The sequence below is a fragment of the Sphingomonas sp. M1-B02 genome, from assembly GCF_026167525.1.
Classification (GTDB): Bacteria; Pseudomonadota; Alphaproteobacteria; order Sphingomonadales; family Sphingomonadaceae; genus Sphingomonas.
The window spans coordinates 2,914,922-2,933,603 of sequence record NZ_CP110679.1; the positions used below are offsets into that span (position 1 = coordinate 2,914,922).

At 66.6% G+C, this 18,682-nt stretch carries 21 protein-coding genes; 13 read left to right on the forward strand and 8 right to left on the reverse strand.

Features of this window, described 5'->3' with window-relative positions:
* Window positions 1-61: 61 nt before the first annotated feature.
* Entirely contained in the window at window positions 62-628 is a 567-nt protein-coding gene (locus OKW87_RS14005; protein ID WP_265540411.1) for a TspO/MBR family protein, read from the forward strand.
* On the opposite strand, the gene recF is transcribed toward OKW87_RS14005, so the two are convergent.
* Window positions 620-1,687, reverse strand: a complete 1,068-nt coding sequence (gene recF / locus OKW87_RS14010) for a DNA replication/repair protein RecF (protein ID WP_265540413.1) — start codon at window positions 1,685-1,687, stop codon at window positions 620-622. The two genes, OKW87_RS14005 and recF, sit on opposite strands and share 9 nt — an antisense overlap.
* Window positions 1,688-1,756: 69 nt before the next feature.
* Between recF and OKW87_RS14015 the strand changes: the two genes are divergently transcribed.
* Window positions 1,757-2,515: a hypothetical protein gene (locus OKW87_RS14015; RefSeq protein ID WP_265540416.1), complete on the forward strand. Its 759-nt coding sequence runs from the start codon at window positions 1,757-1,759 to the stop codon at window positions 2,513-2,515.
* Between the two features lie 24 nt (window positions 2,516-2,539).
* Here the strand turns inward: OKW87_RS14015 and OKW87_RS14020 are convergent, their stop codons facing one another.
* Entirely contained in the window at window positions 2,540-3,301 is a 762-nt protein-coding gene (locus tag OKW87_RS14020; RefSeq protein ID WP_265540418.1) for a Coq4 family protein, read from the reverse strand.
* 122 nt (window positions 3,302-3,423) lie between these two features.
* On the opposite strand from OKW87_RS14020, the gene OKW87_RS14025 reads away from it, so the two are divergent.
* The gene (locus OKW87_RS14025) at window positions 3,424-3,768 is read left to right on the forward strand and encodes a hypothetical protein (RefSeq protein WP_265540420.1); all 345 of its coding nucleotides are present in this window, start codon (window positions 3,424-3,426) and stop codon (window positions 3,766-3,768) included.
* Between the two features lie 8 nt (window positions 3,769-3,776).
* On the opposite strand, the gene dnaN is transcribed toward OKW87_RS14025, so the two are convergent.
* From dnaN to OKW87_RS14040, 3 genes are all read right to left on the reverse strand, one after another.
* Window positions 3,777-4,889: a DNA polymerase III subunit beta gene (gene dnaN / locus OKW87_RS14030; RefSeq protein ID WP_265544132.1), complete on the reverse strand. Its 1,113-nt coding sequence runs from the start codon at window positions 4,887-4,889 to the stop codon at window positions 3,777-3,779.
* A gap of 145 nt (window positions 4,890-5,034) precedes the next feature.
* Window positions 5,035-5,691, reverse strand: a complete 657-nt coding sequence (locus OKW87_RS14035) for an outer membrane protein (protein WP_265540421.1) — start codon at window positions 5,689-5,691, stop codon at window positions 5,035-5,037.
* Between the two features lie 120 nt (window positions 5,692-5,811).
* The gene (locus OKW87_RS14040; RefSeq protein WP_265540423.1) at window positions 5,812-5,979 is read right to left on the reverse strand and encodes a hypothetical protein; all 168 of its coding nucleotides are present in this window, start codon (window positions 5,977-5,979) and stop codon (window positions 5,812-5,814) included.
* Here OKW87_RS14040 and OKW87_RS14045 point away from each other — a divergent pair.
* Complete coding sequence (locus OKW87_RS14045; RefSeq protein ID WP_265540426.1) at window positions 5,978-6,625, forward strand: histidine phosphatase family protein; 648 nt, start codon at window positions 5,978-5,980, stop codon at window positions 6,623-6,625. The genes OKW87_RS14040 and OKW87_RS14045 overlap by 2 nt on opposite strands.
* Window positions 6,622-7,077, forward strand: coding sequence for a hypothetical protein (locus OKW87_RS14050; protein WP_265540428.1), 456 nt, complete (start codon window positions 6,622-6,624; stop codon window positions 7,075-7,077). The genes OKW87_RS14045 and OKW87_RS14050 overlap by 4 nt, the downstream gene beginning before the upstream one ends.
* A gap of 81 nt (window positions 7,078-7,158) precedes the next feature.
* Here the strand turns inward: OKW87_RS14050 and OKW87_RS14055 are convergent, their stop codons facing one another.
* Window positions 7,159-7,563: a DUF4168 domain-containing protein gene (locus OKW87_RS14055; protein WP_265540429.1), complete on the reverse strand. Its 405-nt coding sequence runs from the start codon at window positions 7,561-7,563 to the stop codon at window positions 7,159-7,161.
* A 162-nt stretch (window positions 7,564-7,725) separates the two neighbouring features.
* On the opposite strand from OKW87_RS14055, the gene rlmN reads away from it, so the two are divergent.
* The 5 genes from rlmN (at window position 7,726) to OKW87_RS14080 (ending at window position 12,455) form a co-directional block, all read left to right on the forward strand.
* A complete protein-coding gene (gene rlmN / locus OKW87_RS14060) occupies window positions 7,726-8,910 on the forward strand; it encodes a 23S rRNA (adenine(2503)-C(2))-methyltransferase RlmN (RefSeq protein ID WP_265540431.1) in 1,185 nt (394 codons plus the stop codon).
* Between the two features lie 28 nt (window positions 8,911-8,938).
* Entirely contained in the window at window positions 8,939-9,673 is a 735-nt protein-coding gene (locus tag OKW87_RS14065) for a sulfite exporter TauE/SafE family protein (protein WP_265540433.1), read from the forward strand.
* 7 nt (window positions 9,674-9,680) lie between these two features.
* Window positions 9,681-10,391: a cytochrome b/b6 domain-containing protein gene (locus OKW87_RS14070; RefSeq protein ID WP_265540435.1), complete on the forward strand. Its 711-nt coding sequence runs from the start codon at window positions 9,681-9,683 to the stop codon at window positions 10,389-10,391.
* Window positions 10,388-11,119 carry a molybdopterin-dependent oxidoreductase gene (locus tag OKW87_RS14075; RefSeq protein ID WP_265540437.1) on the forward strand — a complete coding sequence of 244 codons (732 nt, stop codon included), beginning with the start codon at window positions 10,388-10,390 and terminating at the stop codon, window positions 11,117-11,119. The genes OKW87_RS14070 and OKW87_RS14075 overlap by 4 nt, the downstream gene beginning before the upstream one ends.
* Window positions 11,120-11,201: 82 nt before the next feature.
* The gene (locus tag OKW87_RS14080; RefSeq protein ID WP_265540439.1) at window positions 11,202-12,455 is read left to right on the forward strand and encodes an SAM-dependent methyltransferase; all 1,254 of its coding nucleotides are present in this window, start codon (window positions 11,202-11,204) and stop codon (window positions 12,453-12,455) included.
* Here OKW87_RS14080 and OKW87_RS14085 read toward each other — a convergent pair whose 3' ends face one another.
* A complete protein-coding gene (locus OKW87_RS14085) occupies window positions 12,456-12,875 on the reverse strand; it encodes a DUF1801 domain-containing protein (RefSeq protein ID WP_265540441.1) in 420 nt (139 codons plus the stop codon).
* Window positions 12,876-12,885: 10 nt separating this feature from the next.
* Window positions 12,886-13,965, reverse strand: coding sequence for a tetratricopeptide repeat protein (locus OKW87_RS14090; RefSeq protein ID WP_265540442.1), 1,080 nt, complete (start codon window positions 13,963-13,965; stop codon window positions 12,886-12,888).
* A 136-nt stretch (window positions 13,966-14,101) separates the two neighbouring features.
* Here OKW87_RS14090 and OKW87_RS14095 point away from each other — a divergent pair, with 136 nt between their 5' ends.
* From OKW87_RS14095 to OKW87_RS14105, 3 genes are read left to right on the forward strand one after another with little or no spacing between them, the layout of a single operon-like run.
* Complete coding sequence (locus OKW87_RS14095; RefSeq protein ID WP_265540444.1) at window positions 14,102-15,346, forward strand: argininosuccinate synthase; 1,245 nt, start codon at window positions 14,102-14,104, stop codon at window positions 15,344-15,346.
* A 34-nt stretch (window positions 15,347-15,380) separates the two neighbouring features.
* Entirely contained in the window at window positions 15,381-17,105 is a 1,725-nt protein-coding gene (locus OKW87_RS14100) for a hypothetical protein (protein WP_265540446.1), read from the forward strand.
* Window positions 17,102-18,637: a hypothetical protein gene (locus OKW87_RS14105; RefSeq protein ID WP_265540448.1), complete on the forward strand. Its 1,536-nt coding sequence runs from the start codon at window positions 17,102-17,104 to the stop codon at window positions 18,635-18,637. The genes OKW87_RS14100 and OKW87_RS14105 overlap by 4 nt, the downstream gene beginning before the upstream one ends.
* Window positions 18,638-18,682 lie beyond the last annotated feature (45 nt).

Here is an 18,682-nt window from a genome sequence, read left to right on the forward strand (position 1 = left end):
CAGGGCCCGCAAGGCTTGTCGGGGCGTTATACGCCTGAAGCCCTTACAAAATGGACGAAGAATGACTTCCGCAGCCAAGTCCAATCCCTCGACAGGCCTTTCCAAAACCGCCGCCGCCGGCATCGTGGCCGGCGTCCTCGGCGCAAGCATGCTGCTCGGCATGCGCAACGCGCCCGCGCCGTTCCATCCCGGCATCCGGCGCTGGTACAAGCGACTGGCGAAACCGTCTTATACCCCGCCCGACCCGGTGTTCGGCGGTGCCTGGCCGCTCCTGTCGACCAGCTTCGCGGTGGGCGGATATCGCTTGTTGCGGGCGCCATCGAGCCCGGCGCGGAATGTGGCCGCGGGGCTCTGGCTGGCCAACGCCGGCATGATCGGCGGCTGGACCGAGATATTCTTCCGCCGCCACGATCTGAACGCCAGCACCGCGGCGGCGGGTGCGATGGCGGTGGGCACGGGTGCCTATGTCGTGACTGCGTGGAAGGTCGATCGTGTCGCGGCTGCAACCGCCGTCCCGCTCGTGGCCTGGCTGGGCTTCGCCACCTTGCTGACCGAACGCATCCGGGAGCGCAATCCGGCCTTCGACGGCGTGAGAGATTCACGTTCGCCGAATCCGTCCCTAGACTGATTCGATCAGCCCCTGCGTCACCCGATATCGTGTCGCATCGTCCGGCACCGCTGCGAACAATGCCGCCTCGGTGCCTGTCATCCAGACCTGCCCCTTGCCGGCGAGCCGTTCGAACAAGGCGGTGCGGCGGCTGGGGTCGAGATGCGCGGCGACCTCGTCGAGCAGCAGGATCGGCGCGCGGCCGGTGCGCTCGCCGACGAGCTCGGCATGGGCGAGGACGATGCCGAGCAGCAACGCCTTCTGCTCGCCGGTCGAGCAGAGCTGGGCAGGCTGCGCCTTGCCGAGATGCGTGACGAGCAGATCGACACGGTGCGGGCCGGCAAGCGTACGCCCGGCGGCGACATCGCGCCGCCGACCGTCCCGCAACGCCTGGGCAAGCGCGGCAGCGTCACCCGTCCAGCCCTCGAGGACCAGCCCGGCACGCGCGAAGGGACCCTCGGGCTGCGCCGCGAGCCGGGCGCCGAGGAGGGCGACGGTCTCGCGGCGAGCGGCGTCGAGCATCGCGCCATGCTCCGCCATCCGCGCCTCGAGCGCCGAAAGCCATTCGGGCTCGGGCGGCGCGTCTCCGGCGAGCAGGCGGTTGCGCTGGCGCATCGCGGCTTCGTAGCGCGTCGCGTGGTGGGCATGGCCGGGGTTCAGCGCCAGGGTCAGCCGGTCGAGGAAGCGCCGGCGGTCGCTCGGACCCTCGACGAACAGCCGGTCCATCGCCGGGGTCAGCCACAGGATGGTCACCCATTCGGCAAGCACCGCCGCCGCGCGGGCCGCGCCGTTGACGCGGACCAGCCGCCGTTCGGGCGCATCGGGCTGCACGCCGGTGCCGATCTCGACATCATCAAGCGCGGCGGCGACCCCGAACCCGCCGCTGCCGCCCTGGCGCGCCATCTCGCTCAGCGGTGCACGGCGCAGGCCGCGCCCCGGCGCGAGCAGCGACACGGCTTCCAGGATGTTGGTCTTGCCGGCGCCATTCTCGCCCGTCAGCACCACGAAGCCGCGGCCGGGCGTCAACACGGCGTCGCCATGGTTGCGGAAATCGGTCAGGACGAGACGCGTGACGGCCATTGGCCTGTCCCTAGCGCAGCCACTTGCCGCCGCACAGCGCTTCGCCGATGAAGGGGTGAAGGAGTTTCCATGATCCGTATCTGCCTTGCCGCCGCGGCGGCCTTGCTTCTCGCCGGCTGTTCGAACGCGCCCGAGGATCTGACCGCGCGCTATTCGCTGGGCGGCGGCGCCGGTACGCTAACGGTCAAGGCGGCGGCCAATGGCGACGCCCGGATCGATTCGGGGGAGCAGGTTCTGGTGACGCGAGGCGGCGCCGAATATCTGGTCCTGCGCGACAGCCAAGGGCCGTTCACCGCCCGGGTCGGCGATTTCATCGCAGTTATGGGCGAGATGATGCGCGAGGGCGGGATGAAGCCGATCGGGCTCGGGGCCCAGCCCGAATATGCGCTGACCAAGGGCGGCACCGAAACCGTCGCCGGAATCAGCGGGGACCTGTGGAAGGCGCAGCCGAAAGGGGCGACGAGCCCCGACGAAGTGGAGGCGGTGATCAGCAGCGACCCGGCTTATGCCAATATCGGCAAGGCGCTGGCGATGCAGACCCGGATGGGCGCGGCCAGCATGGAGCAGGTCCAGGGCGGGCAGGGCAATTTGGAGAAGAGCGTCGCCGAGATGCTGGGCAAGGGCACGGTGCTGCGCTTCGGCGACGCGCTCAAGCTGGAGAAAATCGAGAGGACCCCCTTGTCGGCAGCGGACCTCGCGCTGCCGGAGCCGACGCTCGACAAGGTGGCCCTGAAGACGCGCATGGTCGCCGAGCGCGAGCGGGCGAAGGCGGCGCGGGGGGCGATCCCGGCTCCGACTCCTGCCCCAGGGCAACCCCAGGCGAAGTGAAGCCGAACCAATCGCGTCGAGTCACTAGATCCCGGTCAGTCCCGCCGCGGCGAGGCTGGCCTGCGCGACCCGATACTGCACCGGCGGGGTGATGTTCAGCCGGCGGCGCGCGGCGTCGATCGGCTCGGCCAGCAGCGTCTCATAATCCTCGCCGTGCAGCCAGACGGCGCGCTTGCCGCAGCGATAGCCTTCGATCACCGCCTTGGCGAAATCGAGCTTGCCGGTGATCCGGATGCTCTTGAGCGCCGCACCGACCGCGATCATCGCCCAGCCGAGACCGCCGGTCTGTGCATAGGAGAAAGCGACGAGGCACGCTTCGCCCAGATGCTCGTCGGCCTTGTAGCCGGTGGTGATGTGCCACAGATCATGGATGTCGCGCTCGCGCCGGCCCATCCAGGCATAGGGATGCTCCATCTCGAGCCCGGCATCGCCGATCGCGTTGACGCTGACCTCGGCCAGGCCCTTCGCCGAATAGCCGGTGGCGTCGAGAAAGGCACGGTAGGCGGCGCCCACCGTTCCTTCGGGGAAGCTGTCGATCCACGCGCGGTCCGAGAGCCGTTCGGCAAGCTCGATGCGCTGATAGGCGAGGCGTCCGCCGCCGGGCATCGTCAGCAGCTTGCGGTAATTGCGCTGGGTGACGTCGCCGTTGAGCGCGCGCATGATCCGGAAAACCTGCTCGGTATCGTCGCCGTTCGCGAGCAACCGGCGCAGCGCGGAGAGCGCAGTGCCCCATTCGCGCTTGAGCGGGATGCCTGGGTTGATCGCCTGGGATGCCTGGGTAGCCATGGTGTTGCCTGCAGTTTTAACTTACACTGATGTAAATAGCAGCGCTGGTGCACTTGTTCAATTCGCTTCGTCGCAACGAAGTCCCTTCCGAACCGTTACGCGCCCGACAGGAGATCGACTCGATGAAACTTTGGAGCGCCACTTTGGTCTTGGCCGCCTTGCTACTTTCGGCTTGCGGCCCCGCGACGCCCGAAGAGGCGCGAATCGACAATATCGAGGATATGGCGGAAGCGGAGGCGCGCGAGATCGAGTCGGGCTTCGGGAATCAGATCGCCGCGATGCGGGGCGAGGCCGATACGGCCGCGGCGCAGGCCGAGGCGGCGAACAGCTTCGATGCCGAACGGCTCAAGACCCGCGCCGAGGCGCTACGTGAAGAAGCACGGATCCTCGAGCGGCAGAGCGAGGCGCGCGTGAAAGCGGTGCGCGACCGCGCGCAGGCCGAGGTGAGCACGATTAAGGCGGAGTAGCCGCCGGCTCAGACCCGCATCGGCATCAGCACATAGAGCGCCGGCGACTGATCATTCTCGCGGATCAGCGTCGGCGCGGCCGCGTCGGCGAGATGGACTTCGACCAGATCGCCTTCGATCTGCGCGAGGATGTCCATCAGATAGCGGCTGTTGAAGCCGATCTCGAACGGTAGCGCGGCATAGTCGCCGGGCACCTCCTCGGCAGCGGTGCCGTTTTCTGGGCTGGTGACCGAGAGGATGATCTTGTCGCGATCTAGCCCCATCTTGACCGCGCGCGTCTTCTCGGTGGCGATCGTCGAGACGCGATCGACCCCCTCCATGAAGCTCTTGGGATCGATCTTGAGGATCTTGTCGTTCGCGGTCGGGATGACGCGGCTGTAATCGGGGAAGGTGCCGTCGATCAGCTTCGAAGTGAGGATCGCCTGGCCCAGATCGAAGCGGATCTTCGACGTGGAGAGCGTCACGCCGACCGAACCGTCGACCTCGTCGAGCAGCTTCCGGAGTTCGGCCACGCATTTGCGCGGGATGATCACGTCGGGCATCGCCTCGGCGCCGTCGGGGCGGGCGACGGTGACGCGCGCGAGCCGGTGGCCGTCGGTGGCGGCGGCGCGCATCAGCGGCACGGCTTCATCCGTCACGTGGAGGAAGATGCCATTGAGATAGTAACGCGTTTCTTCGGTCGAGATCGCGAACCTGGTCTTGTCGATGATCTGCTTCAGCGTTTCCGCTGGCAGCTCGAACGTCGTCGGCAGCTCGCCCTCGGCGATCATCGGGAAATCGTCGCGCGGCAGCGTCGCCAGCGTGAACTTGGCGCGGCCGGCATTGACCGTGATCCGTCCCTCGGCGGCGCTGAGCTCGACCTGCGACCCCTCGGGCAGCTTCCGCACGATATCGAACAAGGTATGCGCCGAGACGGTGATCGCGCCGGGCTGGTCGACTGCGGCGGGGATCGTCTCGTCGATCTGGAGATCGAGATCGGTCGCCATCAGCCGCATCGTGCCGCCGGCCTGCGCCTCGATCAGCACGTTGGAGAGGATGGGGATCGTGTTGCGCCGCTCGACCACCGACTGGACGTGGCTGAGGCCCCTCAACAGAGTTGCGCGTTCGATCGTCGCCTTCATCTCAAAACCCCCGGTGCCGCGCACGAATCCGACGCTGGCTACTGCTTCGTTCATAAACTCTAACGCCAAAAAGGGCCGGGGCAAGCGCCCCGACCCTTTCATGCACACCTAAATGGTCCGGCGTGCAGCCGACGCAGCGTGACGCTCAGAAGCGGAAGCCGACGCCTGCGACGATCTGGTGCCGATCGGTATCGATATCGAACGTGTCGGTCACCGCGCCGTTCGCGAACTGGAAATCGGCATTGGTGTAGTTCGAGTAGCGATATTCGAGCTTGGCATAGGTGTTGGTGCCGATCGACTTCTCGACGCCCGCGCCCAAACGCCAGCCGTCGAGCTGAAAGTTCTCGTCGCGGGTCGAAGTGCCGTTGTCGGCGGTCACATCGAGCCGGGCATTGGTGTAGCCGCCCTTGGCATAGACCAGCGTGCCCGATGCCGCCTCGAAGCCGAGCCGCGCGCCGACATAGAGGTCACGGCCCGCCTTGACGCGGCCATAGCCGAAGAAATTGGGGTCGCTGCTGTCGGTCGTGACCTTGGCGGTCGAACCGCTGAACTCACCCTCGATGCCCAGGATTGCGCCGCCGAGCGGAATGTCATAGCCGGCCTCGATGCCGTATAGGGCACCCTCGATGCTCTGGTCGTCGCCGCGAACGCGCGAATCCTCGCTGTCGCCCGGACGGACGATGTCGAGGCCGCCGATCACACCGACGCGGAAGCCGCCGGGGGCCGAATCCTGCGCGAAAGCGGGGGCCGAGAAAAGCGTTGCAGCGGCAAGTGCCGAGGCTGCGAGAAGGGTCTTACGCATCATAAACTCCTTGGTAACAGGCCCAACACATCGGGCCGGCTGATAACTAGGGTGCCGGAGTCGGAATTGCATGAACCTCAGATAAACGCGGAAAACCGTGCTTTTCTGGCCACAGCGCCGTTAGAGCGGCAGGCTCGGCTCGTCGAATTTCCAGACAGAATCCGCGCTCGGCTCCTTGAAATCCGCCGGTCGTTGCCAAGCGGTGTTCAGGCGCCGTGATTGCAGAGGGAAACAAACTTGCGGCTTGCCCTTGCGTTGAGCCCCGTGAAACGCTGAGAGGATCATCATGCCGAACCACCGCAAGGGCCGCGACTTCATCGCTCGTCATGGCGAAACCGTGTTCAACGTTGCACACCGGATGCAGGGCGATCATCCGCATACCCCGCTGACTCGCGCGGGCTTTGCCCAGGCCGATGCTATGGGCGCGGCGCTGCGCGATCTGCTCGGGCCCAAGCCGGCGCTGACATTATGGTCGTCAAGTGCGGGGCGGGCGCTGCAGACGCTGGCAGTGATCTGCGAGCATCTCGAGCTCGACTGGCACCAAGTGAAAACCGACGATCGGCTCGTGGAGATCGGAATGGGGGCGTGGAGCGGCCGCTATTATGCCGATCTGGAAAAGGAAGTGGGTGGCTTCCTGGACCATGAGCATGGACTCTACTCGCGCCCGCCGGAAGGGGGCGAATGGTATGATGCGATCGCGAAGCGGGTTTCGGCCTGGCTCGCGGATACCGATCAGGATCCGGGCGACCGGCTGGTAATCATGCACGGCATGTCGAGCCGCATCCTGCGCGGGGTGATGACCAACAAGGATGTGATGCCGCAATTCAATGCCCCCGTAGCGGCCGACCTACCGCAGGGATCGATAGTGATGATCGAGCAAGGTTTGGAAACGACGGTCCATACCGGCACCGGTCGTCACTCGGCGCCTGCATGATGGCATTCGCACTGCTGCTCGCGCTACTGCCGCGCGAGTCGCTCGGTACGTTCGAGGGATGGGGTGCGTTTCGCGACGCCTCGCCGCTACGCTGCTTCGCGATCGCTCAGCCGGCCGATCGCGCCGGCCGTGGCGCCTTTGCAAGCATCGCGACCTGGCCGCGCGACGGCGTGCGCAATCAGCTCCACATCCGCTTGAGCCGACCCCGCGCAGCCAATGCGCGCGTCACGCTCTCGATCGGCGAGCGCCGCTTCGAGCTTCGTGCCGGACCAGCCGACGCCTGGGCACCCGATCCGCGAACAGACGGCGCGGTCGTCGCCGCAATTCGCGACGGTCGGAGTATGAGCGTCGAGACGGTCGGCGCGAACGGCGCGCCGTTCGCCGACAGCTATGGGCTCCGGGGCGCGGCGACCGCGATCGACGCGGCCGCGGTCGGCTGCGCGGGGCGCTGATCGTCTCATCGGCAGTTCGTCGCGTGGACGGGATGCCAAGGATAGGGCATGGGGGCGGCACTCACTGCCGCCCCCGGATGCTCATTGGGCGGGTGCTGCCGGCTGCTGCTTCGCTGCGGCGGCCTGGATACGCTGATTGAGCGCGGGATCGGCCTGCATCGCCTGCGAAATCGCATTGAATCGCTCGGCGCTAAGCCCCGATCCGGTCACGGTGGCGACGAGCCTGGCATTCTTGTCGGCCTCGGGGATCGTCGTATCCTCCCGGACCTTGGCCGCGGCGAGAGCGGCTGCCGCGAACTGGTTCACTTCGGTGTCGGTGACCGCCGATGCAGTGGCGCTAGCCGTCGGTGTGGCAGCGGGCGCCGGGGTCGTGGTGGCGGTCGGTGCCTGCTGCGTGGCGGGTGCCGTTGCGGGCTGCGCATCCTGCGCGAGTGCCGCCGGCGTGACGAGCATTGCGGTCGTCAGAAACATGGTCTTGAACAACATATCTTGCTCCAAATGATGGTGCCCCCTTGCATTCAAGCTGGGCAGCCGGCGCTCGATCCCAAGCCAAAGCACGGCGTGGCGTGGCTTTTGCAGGGTAGGGAGTGGAATTTGCGCGCAATTTCGCCTATATGGCCGCCCATGCAGACAGAGTCGGCCGCTTTAATGCCTATCCCCGGGCACATCGATCCCGTGCCCGTACCGCGGGCCCTTGTACCGCGCGCGGATGGCCGCATCGATTTGCTGGGCCTGTCCCGCCTCGATCTTCGCATGGCGCTGGAGACGTCGCAGCTCGAGCCCAAGCAGGCAAAGCTGCGCGCCAAGCAGATCTTCCACTGGATGTATAATCGCGGCGTCACCGATTTTTCGCTGATGACCGACATTTCGAAGACGATGCAGCCCTGGCTGGCGCAGCGTTTCGTGATCTCGCGCCCGCAGGTGGTCGAGGCGCAGGTCTCGACCGACGGCACGCGCAAATGGCTGCTGCGATCGGACGACGGCCAGGATTATGAAATGGTCTTCATCCCCGATGCGGACCGCGGGACGCTCTGCGTCTCGTCGCAGGTAGGCTGCACGCTCAACTGCCGCTTCTGCCACACCGGGACAATGCGGCTGGTGCGCAACCTCAATCCTGCCGAGATCGTCGGCCAGGTGATGCTCGCGCGCGATGGCCTGGGCGAATGGCCGAGCCAGCCCGAGGGGCGGATGCTGACCAACATCGTGATGATGGGGATGGGCGAGCCGCTCTATAATTTCGACAATGTCCGCGATGCATTGAAGCTGGTGATGGACGGGGACGGGCTCGCGCTCTCGAAGCGGCGTATCACGCTCAGCACTTCGGGCGTGGTGCCGATGATGGCGCGCGCGGGCGAGGAGATCGGGGTGAACCTAGCGGTCTCGCTTCATGCGGTCACCAAGGAAGTCCGCGACGAGATCGTCCCGATCAACCGGAAATACGGGATCGAGGAACTGCTCCAGGCCTGTGCCGATTATCCAGGCGCCAACAATGCCCGGCGGATCACCTTCGAATATGTGATGCTGAAGGACAAGAATGACAGCGACGCCGACGCGCGCGAGCTCGTCCGCCTGCTGAAGCATTACGACCTGCCGGCGAAGGTGAACCTCATTCCCTTCAATCCCTGGCCGGGCGCGCCTTATGAATGTTCGACGCCTGAGCGGATCAAGTCCTTCTCGTCGATCATCTTCGAATCGGGCATCTCGGCGCCGGTGCGGACCCCGCGCGGGCGCGACATCGATGCGGCCTGCGGGCAGCTGAAGACCGCGTCGGAGAAAAAGAGCAGGGCAGAGCTGGATCGCCAGGCGGAAGAGAAACTCGCGGCTTTGGGCTAGGCTCGTTCTCGACATTTCTTCCCTTGCTTTGGCCGCCACCGCAGGGCTGATGGGCGGCGCGATGAATGCGCTTGCCGGCGGGGGGACCTTCGCGACGCTGCCGGCGCTGATCGCGCTCGGCGTTCCGTCGAACGTGGCCAACGCCACCTCCAACGTCGCTCTGCTGCCGGGCGCGGCCGCCAGCGCCTGGGCGTTTCGCGACGAACTGGCGCCGGTGGGCGGGGTCAGCCCCCGCACGCTCGCCGCGGTCACCTTTGCGGGCGGGCTGGTCGGCAGCGTGCTCCTCGTCCTGACCCCCAGCCGCGCGTTCGATTTCATCATCCCCTGGCTGTTGCTGCTCGGCTTCGTGGTGATGGCGTTCGGCCGCGCCGCGTCCGATTGGCTGCGTGCGCGCGTGACGATCGGGCGCCGGACCTTGTTCGTCGCGCAGAGCCTGCTGGGCATCTATGGCGGCTATTTCGGCGGCGGGGTCGGGCTGATGACCACCGCGACCTATGGCCTGCTCGCCGGCGCCGACCCGCGTTCGCTCTTCTCGATCCGCACGCTGCTGCTCGCCGTCGCCAATTTCGCCGCGGCCTTCGTCTTCATCGCGGCGGGACTGGTGCGCTGGAGCTTCGCGGTGCCGATGCTGCTCGGCGGGATCGTCGGGGGTTGGCTGGGGGCGAAGCTGGGCAAGCGCTTGTCGCATCGCCTGGTGCGGATATGGACGCTGATCGTCACGGGGGTTACCACGCTGGTCTTCTTCGTACGCGCATACGGATGATTGCTGGATGGAAAAGCCTCGCATCGAACGCCGTGCGGTCTATCGCCACCGGCTGTTCACGCGCATCTGGCACTGGCTCAACGCGCTGGCGGTGATCGTCCTGATCGCCAGCGGGCTGATGATCTTCAACGCGCATCCTCGGCTCTATTGGGGCAATTACGGCGCCAATTTCGATCCGGCCTGGCTCGAATTGCCGGGCTTCCCCGGCTGGCTGACGTTGCCCAGCTATTACAGCCTCTCCGGCGCGCGACATTGGCACCTGTTCTTCGCACTGGTCCTCGCCTTCGGGCTGCTCGCCTATATGATCGTCGGACTGGTCGATCGCCACATCCAGCGCGACCTGCGGATCCGCGCTCGCGACCTTCGCCCCGCTGCCTTGCGGACCGACCTCAAGGCGCATTGGGCGCTGCGCTTCCACGATCCGCACGACCTGCGCGCGTACAACATTTTCCAGAAGCTGAGCTATGTCGCCGTGATTTTCGTCCTCACGCCGCTGCTGATCCTGAGCGGACTCGCACTCGCGCCGGGAATGTGGCCGTGGATCGCCGACCTGTTCGGCGGACGGCAGTCGGCGCGATCGGTGCATTTCATCGCGATGGCGCTGATGACGGCGTTCGTCGTGGTCCACCTGACGCTGGTCATCCTGGCCGGGCCGATCAACGAGGTGCGCTCGATGCTCAGCGGCTGGTGGCGTGCGCCCGAGGAGGATCACTCATGATCACGCGCCGGACTTTGCTCGTCGGCACGGGGGCCACGCTGCTTGCCGGCTGCGACTCGCTGACCAACAGTCCAGCGCTGATGGGGGCGGACGAAGCGCATCGCTTCCTCCAGCGCTCGATCACCGGTCGCGCCGCGCTCGCCCGCGAGTTCCGGGCCGACCAGATGAGCCCGCGCTTTCGGGTCAACGGTACCAACAATCCCAATACGCCCGACTATGCCGCGCTGGCCAACAACCGCTTTTCGGACTGGCGGCTGGCGGTCGACGGCCTCGTCGCCCGCCCGCTTAGCCTCAGCCTCGCCCAGCTCCAGTCGCTGCCGCAGCGCGCGCAGATCACCCGGCACGATTGCGTCGAGGGCTGGAGCGCCATCGGCAAGTGGCAGGGGCCGCGGCTCGAGACCGTGCTGCAGCTTGCCGGCTTGCGCGATACGGCGCGCTACATCGTCTTCCACTGCGCCGACAGGATCGGCGGCGCGCCTTATTATGAATCGATCGATCTGGTCGACGCCTTCCACCCCCAGACGATTCTCGCCTGGGCAATGAACGATGCGACCCTCTCGGTTGGCCACGGCGCCCCGCTGCGGCTCCGGGTCGAGCGCCAGCTCGGCTACAAGCATGCCAAATATGTCATGCGGGTCCAGGCGGTGGATAGCCTGGCCGGCATCGGCGGCGGCAAGGGAGGCTTCTGGGAGGATTCGAACGGCTATGAATGGTATGCGGGCATATAAGCCAACCCCTATACCTTTGCTGCATTGCGGAATCGCTCCCTCATTGCCAGTTTGAGCGCGTAATTCTGACACGGGGCTACGGATGGCGCTGATCGATCACTTCTTCGCGCGCGCGGTCAAGCGCGGCGACCTCACGGTACTCCATGCGGACGGAACCCGGCGCAACTTCGGCGAACCCGATGCCGCGCTCAAGCCGGTCACGCTGCGGCTGGCGCCTGGCGCTGCCTCGGCGATCATGCGCGACCCCAGCCTGGGAGCGGCGGAGGCATTCATGGATGGCCGCCTCACGATCGAGCAGGGCGACATCCTCGACCTGCTCATGCTGATGACCAGCAACAATCGATGGGAGGATGCGACCGCCGCGCTCGAGCCCAAGCCGCTCGCCCGCCTCGCCAACGCCGTCAAGCACCGCATCGGGCGATACAATATGGCGCGCCGCTCCCAGCGCAACGTCGCGCATCACTACGATCTTTCGCGCCGGCTCTACGATCTCTTCCTCGACGCCGATCGCCAATATAGCTGTGCCTACTTCACCGATCCGGCCAACAGCCTCGAGCGGGCGCAGGCGGACAAGAAAGCGCATATCGCCGCCAAGCTGGCGATCGAGCCGGGGATGAAGGTGCTCGATATCGGCTGCGGCTGGGGCGGGATGGCGCTCTATTTGCACGAGAAGACCGGCGCCGAGGTGCTCGGGGTCACGCTGTCCGAGGAGCAGCTGAAGGTCGCACGGGAGCGCGCCGAAGTGCTGGGGGTCAGCGACAAGGTGCGCTTCGAGCTGATCGACTATCGCGCGGTGCAGGGCCAGTTCGACCGAATCGTCTCGGTCGGCATGTTCGAGCATGTCGGCACGCCGCAATTTCGCACCTTCTTCCGCAAATGCCGCGAACTGCTCACGCCGGAGGGGGTGATGCTGCTCCACACGATCGGCCGCGCCGGTGCGCCGGGGGTGACCGATGCGTTCACGCTCAAATATATCTTCCCGGGCGGCTATATCCCCGCACTGTCGGAGATTGCCCGCGGTTATGAGGGGCTGCGCATGTTCCCGACCGACATCGAGGTGCTGCGGCTCCATTATGCCTATACGCTCAAGGCCTGGTACGATCGTACCGTCGCCGCGCACGACGAGATCGTCGCGCTCTACGACGAGCGCTTCTTCCGGATGTGGACCTTCTATCTCGCCGGATCCTATGTGGCCTTCGTCAATGGCGGGCTGGTCAACTACCAGCTGCAATTCTCGCGCTCGCGGACGGCGCTCCCTATCACGCGCGACTATATGGCCGAGGCCGAGCAGGCGCTGCGGATGCCGGAGGGCCAAGTGCAGCGGCATTTCGGTTGATCAGCGCGGGTAGGTCGCGTCCATCCAGGCGAGTGATTCCCGGATCAGCTCCTCGAGGATATCGCGGTCCACGTCGCTCAGCCGCTTGATGTAGAGGCAGGATTTGCCGGTCCGGTGCTTGCCGAGCCGAGCCATCAGCTCGGCGTGCCGCGGGAAGCCGCCGGTGATGTAGAGCACCAGTTCGGCCTTGCGCGGGCTGAAGCTGATCCGCGCCATGTCGCCTTCGTGGCCGCTTTCATATCGATAGTGATAGCTGCCGAAGCCGATGATCGAGGGTCCCCACATTGCGGCCTGCTCGCCCGAGATCCGCTCCATCATCGCGCAGACCGCCTTGGCGTCCTCGCGCCGCACCGGATCCTCCACCGCATCGATGAACGTGGCCGGGCTCAGCCCGGTCGGCTTGGTCTTGGTCTCGGCCATCCCGCCTCCTTCAACCGTCGCAGTCGTTCCAATAATCCTTGTTGGTCGTGCACTGCTGGATGCCGGTATAATGCGAAACGCGGCAGACTGTCTTCATCGGGCAGGCCTTCCACACGCGGGGGCGATATTCGGGCGGGGCGTTCAGTCTTTTATAGGCGGCGACCACCTGCGGACGGAACTTGCCGATCTCTGCCTTGATCTTGGCATCGCCGTCGCGCAGCGCGACATCCATCCAGTAGAGCACCTCGTCTTCGTGCTTCCCGACGTTTCGCTGCTGGAGCAGCGCGCTGGCCGCGAGCACTGCGCCCGCGACTTCGCCTTGGTCGGCCAGATTGCGCGCCAGCCGATAGGCGAGCTTGTGATCCTTCTTCGTTCCTTCGCCGTCATTGGCCATATGGGCGGCCATGAAGGTCGCAAAGACATGCCCGCGCTCGGCGGCCTTCCCATAATAAGCGAAGGCCTTGCGCGGATCCGCTTTGGTGCCGACCCCGCTTTTGTAGAAGTTGCCCGCCATGGCCAGCGCGTCGACATGGCCGGCAGCAGCGGCCTTCTCGATGAAGGGAAGCGCGGCGGCATAGTCCTCCTTCCCGGTCGCGACGCCGGTGATGTAGAGCGATCCCATGAACAATTGCGCGGGGGGGTCCTCCAGTTCGACTGCCTTGCGGAGAGTCGCGAAGCCGTCCGCGGGCGTCACGCCGGGGAGCTTCACTGCGCCGGTGAGAACGCCATACGCCGATTCGAACCAGGCGGCGCCGTCATTCTGCTTCTTGAAATTGACGAGGATCTTCACGCCGTGCGGGGTCACGACCGTCCGGTTGGTCGCTCGCTTGGCCAAGGCGGCGGGCGGGGCAGGGCAAGGCTTTCCAGCCAGCGCAGCATCCTCATGCGCCCGCGCCCAGACCTGATCGGCGTCCGAAAGCGCTCTGCCGGCATCGACATCGGCATTCAGCAGATCATAAGCGCCGTGGCAGTTTTGCCGCTCATAATGGAGGCGGCTGCCGTCGGGCATCGACCCCTTGCCTTGCGTCGCGACGACACCGCCGGCTGCGCCCAGCGCGGCGAAACCCAACCAAAGCTTCCACAGTCGCATCGCCCTCTCCCCCATAGTCTGCGGAGAGACGCTAGCGGGCGTACGGCGGCGGTTGGACTTACAAATGCTGTCACGGTTGCGCGCAGACCCCGCCGCCCTTAGAGCGCGCCGGTTCCCTGCATGCCGGAGTCGCCTCATGTCCGATCAGATCAATCGCCCCGCCGGCGACGCCGGCATCAACCGAGTCGTCCTCGCTTATTCGGGCGGACTCGACACCAGCGTGATCCTGAAATGGCTCCAGCAGACCTATAAGTGCGAGGTCGTCACATTCACTGCGGACCTGGGGCAGGGCGAGGAACTGGAGCCGGTTCGCCGCAAGGCCGAGATGGCCGGCGTCCGCCCCGAACATATCTTCATCGACGATCTGCGCGAGGAATTCGTCCGCGACTTCGTCTTCCCGATGATGCGCGCCAATGCGATGTATGAGGGGCTGTACCTGCTCGGCACCTCGATCGCGCGGCCGCTGATCGCCAAGCGCCAGATCGAGATCGCGCGGATGGTCAGCGCCGATGCGGTGAGCCATGGCGCGACCGGCAAGGGCAACGACCAGGTCCGCTTCGAGCTTGGCTATTATGCGCTGGCGCCCGACATCAAGGTGATCGCGCCATGGCGCGAATGGGACCTCACCAGCCGCGAGCGACTGATCGAATTCGCCGAGACCCACCAGATCCCGATCGCGCGCGACAAGCGCGGCGAGGCGCCCTTCTCGACCGACGCGAACCTTCTCCACACCTCGTCCGAGGGCAAGGTGCTCGAAGATCCGTGGCAGGAAGTGCCCGATTATGTCTATTCGCGCACGGTGAACCCGGAGGATGCGCCCGACACGCCCGAGACGATCACGATCGATTTCGAGCGCGGCGACGGCGTGGCGCTGAACGGCGAGGCGATGTCGCCAGCGACGCTGCTGGCGGCGCTCAACGAGCTGGGCCGCAAACATGGCATCGGCCGGCTCGACCTGGTCGAGAACCGCTTCGTGGGCATGAAGTCGCGCGGCATGTATGAGACGCCGGGCGGGACGATCTATTCGCTTGCCCATCGCGGAATCGAGCAGGTCACGCTGGATCGCGGGGCGGCGCACCTCAAGGACGAGCTGATGCCGCGCTATGCCGAACTCATCTATAACGGCTTCTGGTTCGCGCCCGAGCGCGAGATGCTCCAGGCGGCGATCGACCATAGCCAGGAGAAGGTGACCGGCACCGTCCGGTTGAAGCTCTACAAGGGCAGCGTGATCGTGACCGGGCGCAAATCGCCGTATTCGCTTTATTCGGAGAAGGTCGTGACTTTCGAGGACGATCAGGGCGCCTATGACCAGCGCGATGCGGCGGGCTTCATCAAGCTCAACGCGCTGCGGCTGCGGCTGCTGGGGCGGCGCGACCGCTAACGGCGCGTTAACCGCGTGCGATTAGGCCGGTCGGATGCCCGAAACGGTGCTCGACCGGCAACTGCGCGACCTCGGCGTCGCGCTGCTCCTCGCGGGGCTTCTGACGCTTGCCTGGGCCGTGCAGGACTGGACGAATCTCTCGACGTTGCGCCTGCCCGATACCGACGACATGGTTCGGCTCCAGCAGATCCGCGACTGGATCGACGGGCAGGCCTTCGGCGACCTCGCCCAGCACCGGCTGGGTGCTCCGCCAGGGCTGCAGATGCACTGGTCGCGGTTGCCCGATCTGGTCCCGGCTGCACTGATCTGGCTGCTCGCGCCGCCGCTTGGGGCACATGCCGCCGAACTGGCCGCAGTGATCGTCTGGCCGGCGCTGCTCTTCGCCGTCGCACTCGCGCTGGTCGCCGGGAGTGCGCGCGCGCTCGGCGTTTCGGGGCCGCTTGCGGCACTGGTGGCGGCGCTCGCTTATCCCGCGACGAGCTTGTTCATGCCCGGTCGGATCGACCATCACGGCTTGCAGATGGTGCTGTTGCTGGTCGTCGCGCGCGCGGCGGTGGGGCAGGGGAGCCTCGCCAGCGGTGCCGCCGCCGGACTGGCGATCGCCGCATCGCTCGCGATCGGTATCGAAACCGCGCCGTTGCTCGGCATAAGCGGGGCCGCGATCGTCCTGCGCTGGGTGTTCGACGGCCGCGAGGGACAGATGCGGCTTGCCGGTTTTGCCGTGGCGCTGGTCCTTGCGCTTGCCGCCGCCGCGGCCGCGCTGCGCACCAGCGGCTGGGCGTGGCCCGGCTGTGACGGCTTTACGGGCGCGCTGTGGCGCGCCGCTCAGTTCGCCGCACTCGCGCCACTTTCGCTCGCGATTCTCGGCTTCGCTTCGCCTTCGCGACGGGTGCGCGTGGCCGCGACGCTCTTCGCTGCACCGGTCGCGCTGTTCGGGGCGCTGGCGCTGTCGCCGGGCTGCACGCGGCCTTATGGCGAGTTGGATCCGCTGCTCGCCGAACTGTGGCTCGCCAATGTCGCCGAGGCGCAGCCGCTGTTCGGTGCGCCGCTCGCCCATGCGATCGGCTATGCCGGACTGATGCTCGTCGGGATTGCTGCGGGGCTGTGGGCCTGGCGCCGTGCCGACGATCCGCGCTGGCTCATCCTGCTCGCGCTCCAGCTTGGCGCGCTCGTGTTGACCTTGCTCCAGCTCCGCGGCGCCTATGCCGGCGCGCTGCTTGCCGCGCCCGCACTCGCCGCGCTGATCGCCGCCGCCCGCGCCAAGGGCGCCCGGATGTTCGTTCCGGCATGGCTGGTCTCGGCGGGGCTAATCTATCCGATCGCCGGTGCCGCGCTCGCTCCGCGCACCGCAGGCGACGCGCCTGCCGCCGACTGCACCGGGCCTGCCGCACTCGCCCGCTTCGCCGCGTTGCCGCCCGGCACGCTGATGGCGCCGATCGACCTCGGCGCTTTCGCGCTCGCAGCGACGCCGCATCGCGTGATCGCAGCACCGTATCACCGCAACTCCGCCGGCAACGATGCGATGTATCGCTTCTTCCTCGGTCCGCAGGAGAACGCACCGGCGATCGCCCGCCAATTCCAGGTTCGCTATGTCGCCATTTGCCCGGGCGATTTTGCCGAGCTCGGCGGGCAGACGGCACGCCCGGCGCGGCTGAGCGACGCGTTGCGCACCGGGCGCCCCCCCGCCTGGCTGCGGCGCCTCTCCCCGCCGGGCCAAACTCCAGCGCTGTTCGCCATCGTTCCGAAGGCCGGGCAGTGAACCCCGCCCGCATTTGGTGGGAGACACGCTGGTTCGCCGCCGCGGCGGTGCTGCTGACGCTGGTTCCGCTGCTGTGGCCGACGGTGGCCCCATTTACCGATCTTGCCGGCCATGTCGGCCGCTATCGGGTCATGCTCGGCACCGATGCCGATGTGCTCGGGCAATGGTATCGCTTCGAATGGCGCTTCGTCGGCAATCTGGGGGTGGACCTGATCGTCGCGTCGCTCGGTCGGCTGATCGGGCTCGAGCCTGCGGTCAAGGCGGCGATGCTGGTAACCATTGCGCTTACCGCGAGCGGCATTCTGTGGATCTCGCGGGAGGTGCATGGCCGCGTCCAGCCCTGGGCGTTCCTCGCGCTGCCGCTTGCCTATAATTACGCGCTCCACTTCGGCTTCGTGAACCACTGCCTGGCGATGGGGCTGGCCCTCAACGCCTTTGCGTTGTGGCTGCGGCTCGGGCGTCTGGGCCGTCCGGGGGTGCGCGCTGCGCTGTTCGTGCCGCTCGCGGCGCTGGTGTGGATTGCGCATGTGGTCGGCTGGGGCGCGCTCTGCCTGATGGCCTATGGCGCCGAGCTGGCGCGGATGCGCGGGCAGGGGCGCGCCTGGCCCGCTGCGATTTTCCACGCGGGGTTCGGCTGCGCGCCGCTCGCGCTTCCCTTCGTCTTCCTGATCGTCTGGCGCTCGAACGAAGGACAGAGCGTCACCCAGCGCTTCTTCGATCTCCGCTTCAAGCTCGGCTGGCTCACGATGGTCTTCCGTGACCGCTGGGCGGGGTTCGACATGGCCTCGGCGGCATTGCTCGCGATCCTGCTTTATCGCGCGATACGCAGCGAGCGAACCGAGCATGCCCGTGCCGTGACCTTCGCCTGGCTGCTGCTGCTGCTAGCCTTCGTGCTGCTGCCGTTCATGCTGTTCGACTCGGCTTTCGCCGATATGCGCCTTGCGCCCTATGTCGTGATGCTCGGGTTGTTGAGCCTGCGCGTCGGCGCGACGACGGGCGCGCGCGAAAAGGCCGCGCTCGCGATGCTCTGCCTCGCCTTTTTCGGCGTGCGGATCGCCGGCAACACTGCGAGCCTGGCGATCACCGGCCGCGCCTGGGAAGCGCATCTCGACGCGCTCGATCATGTACCGCGGGGCGCCCGCCTGGTCAGCTTCGTCGGCGATTACTGCGGGCAGCCCTGGGCGCATCGCCGCACCGGCCATCTGCCGGGGTTAGCGATCGCCCGGCGCGCCGCCTTCTCGAACGATCAATGGCGGCTTGGCGGCAGCACGCCGTTGGAGATCGTCGCGACGGGGATTCCCGGCTATGATTCCGATCCTTCACAGATGGTGCTGGCCGCGCCGTGCGCGATCCAGCCGGCTTTCTCCACGATCGCCGCGGCACTGGCGAGCCTCCCGCGCGACCGGTTCGATTATGTGTGGCTGATCGATCCGCCGGCATTCGATCCTGCGCTGGTTGCCGGGATGACGCCGGTGTGGCGCAACGAGACCGACATGCTGTATCGGATCGACCGGCTTCGTCAGTCGCCGTAAGAGACAGTTCGACCCAGCGCGCGGCCCATTGCGGGCGCCCAATCC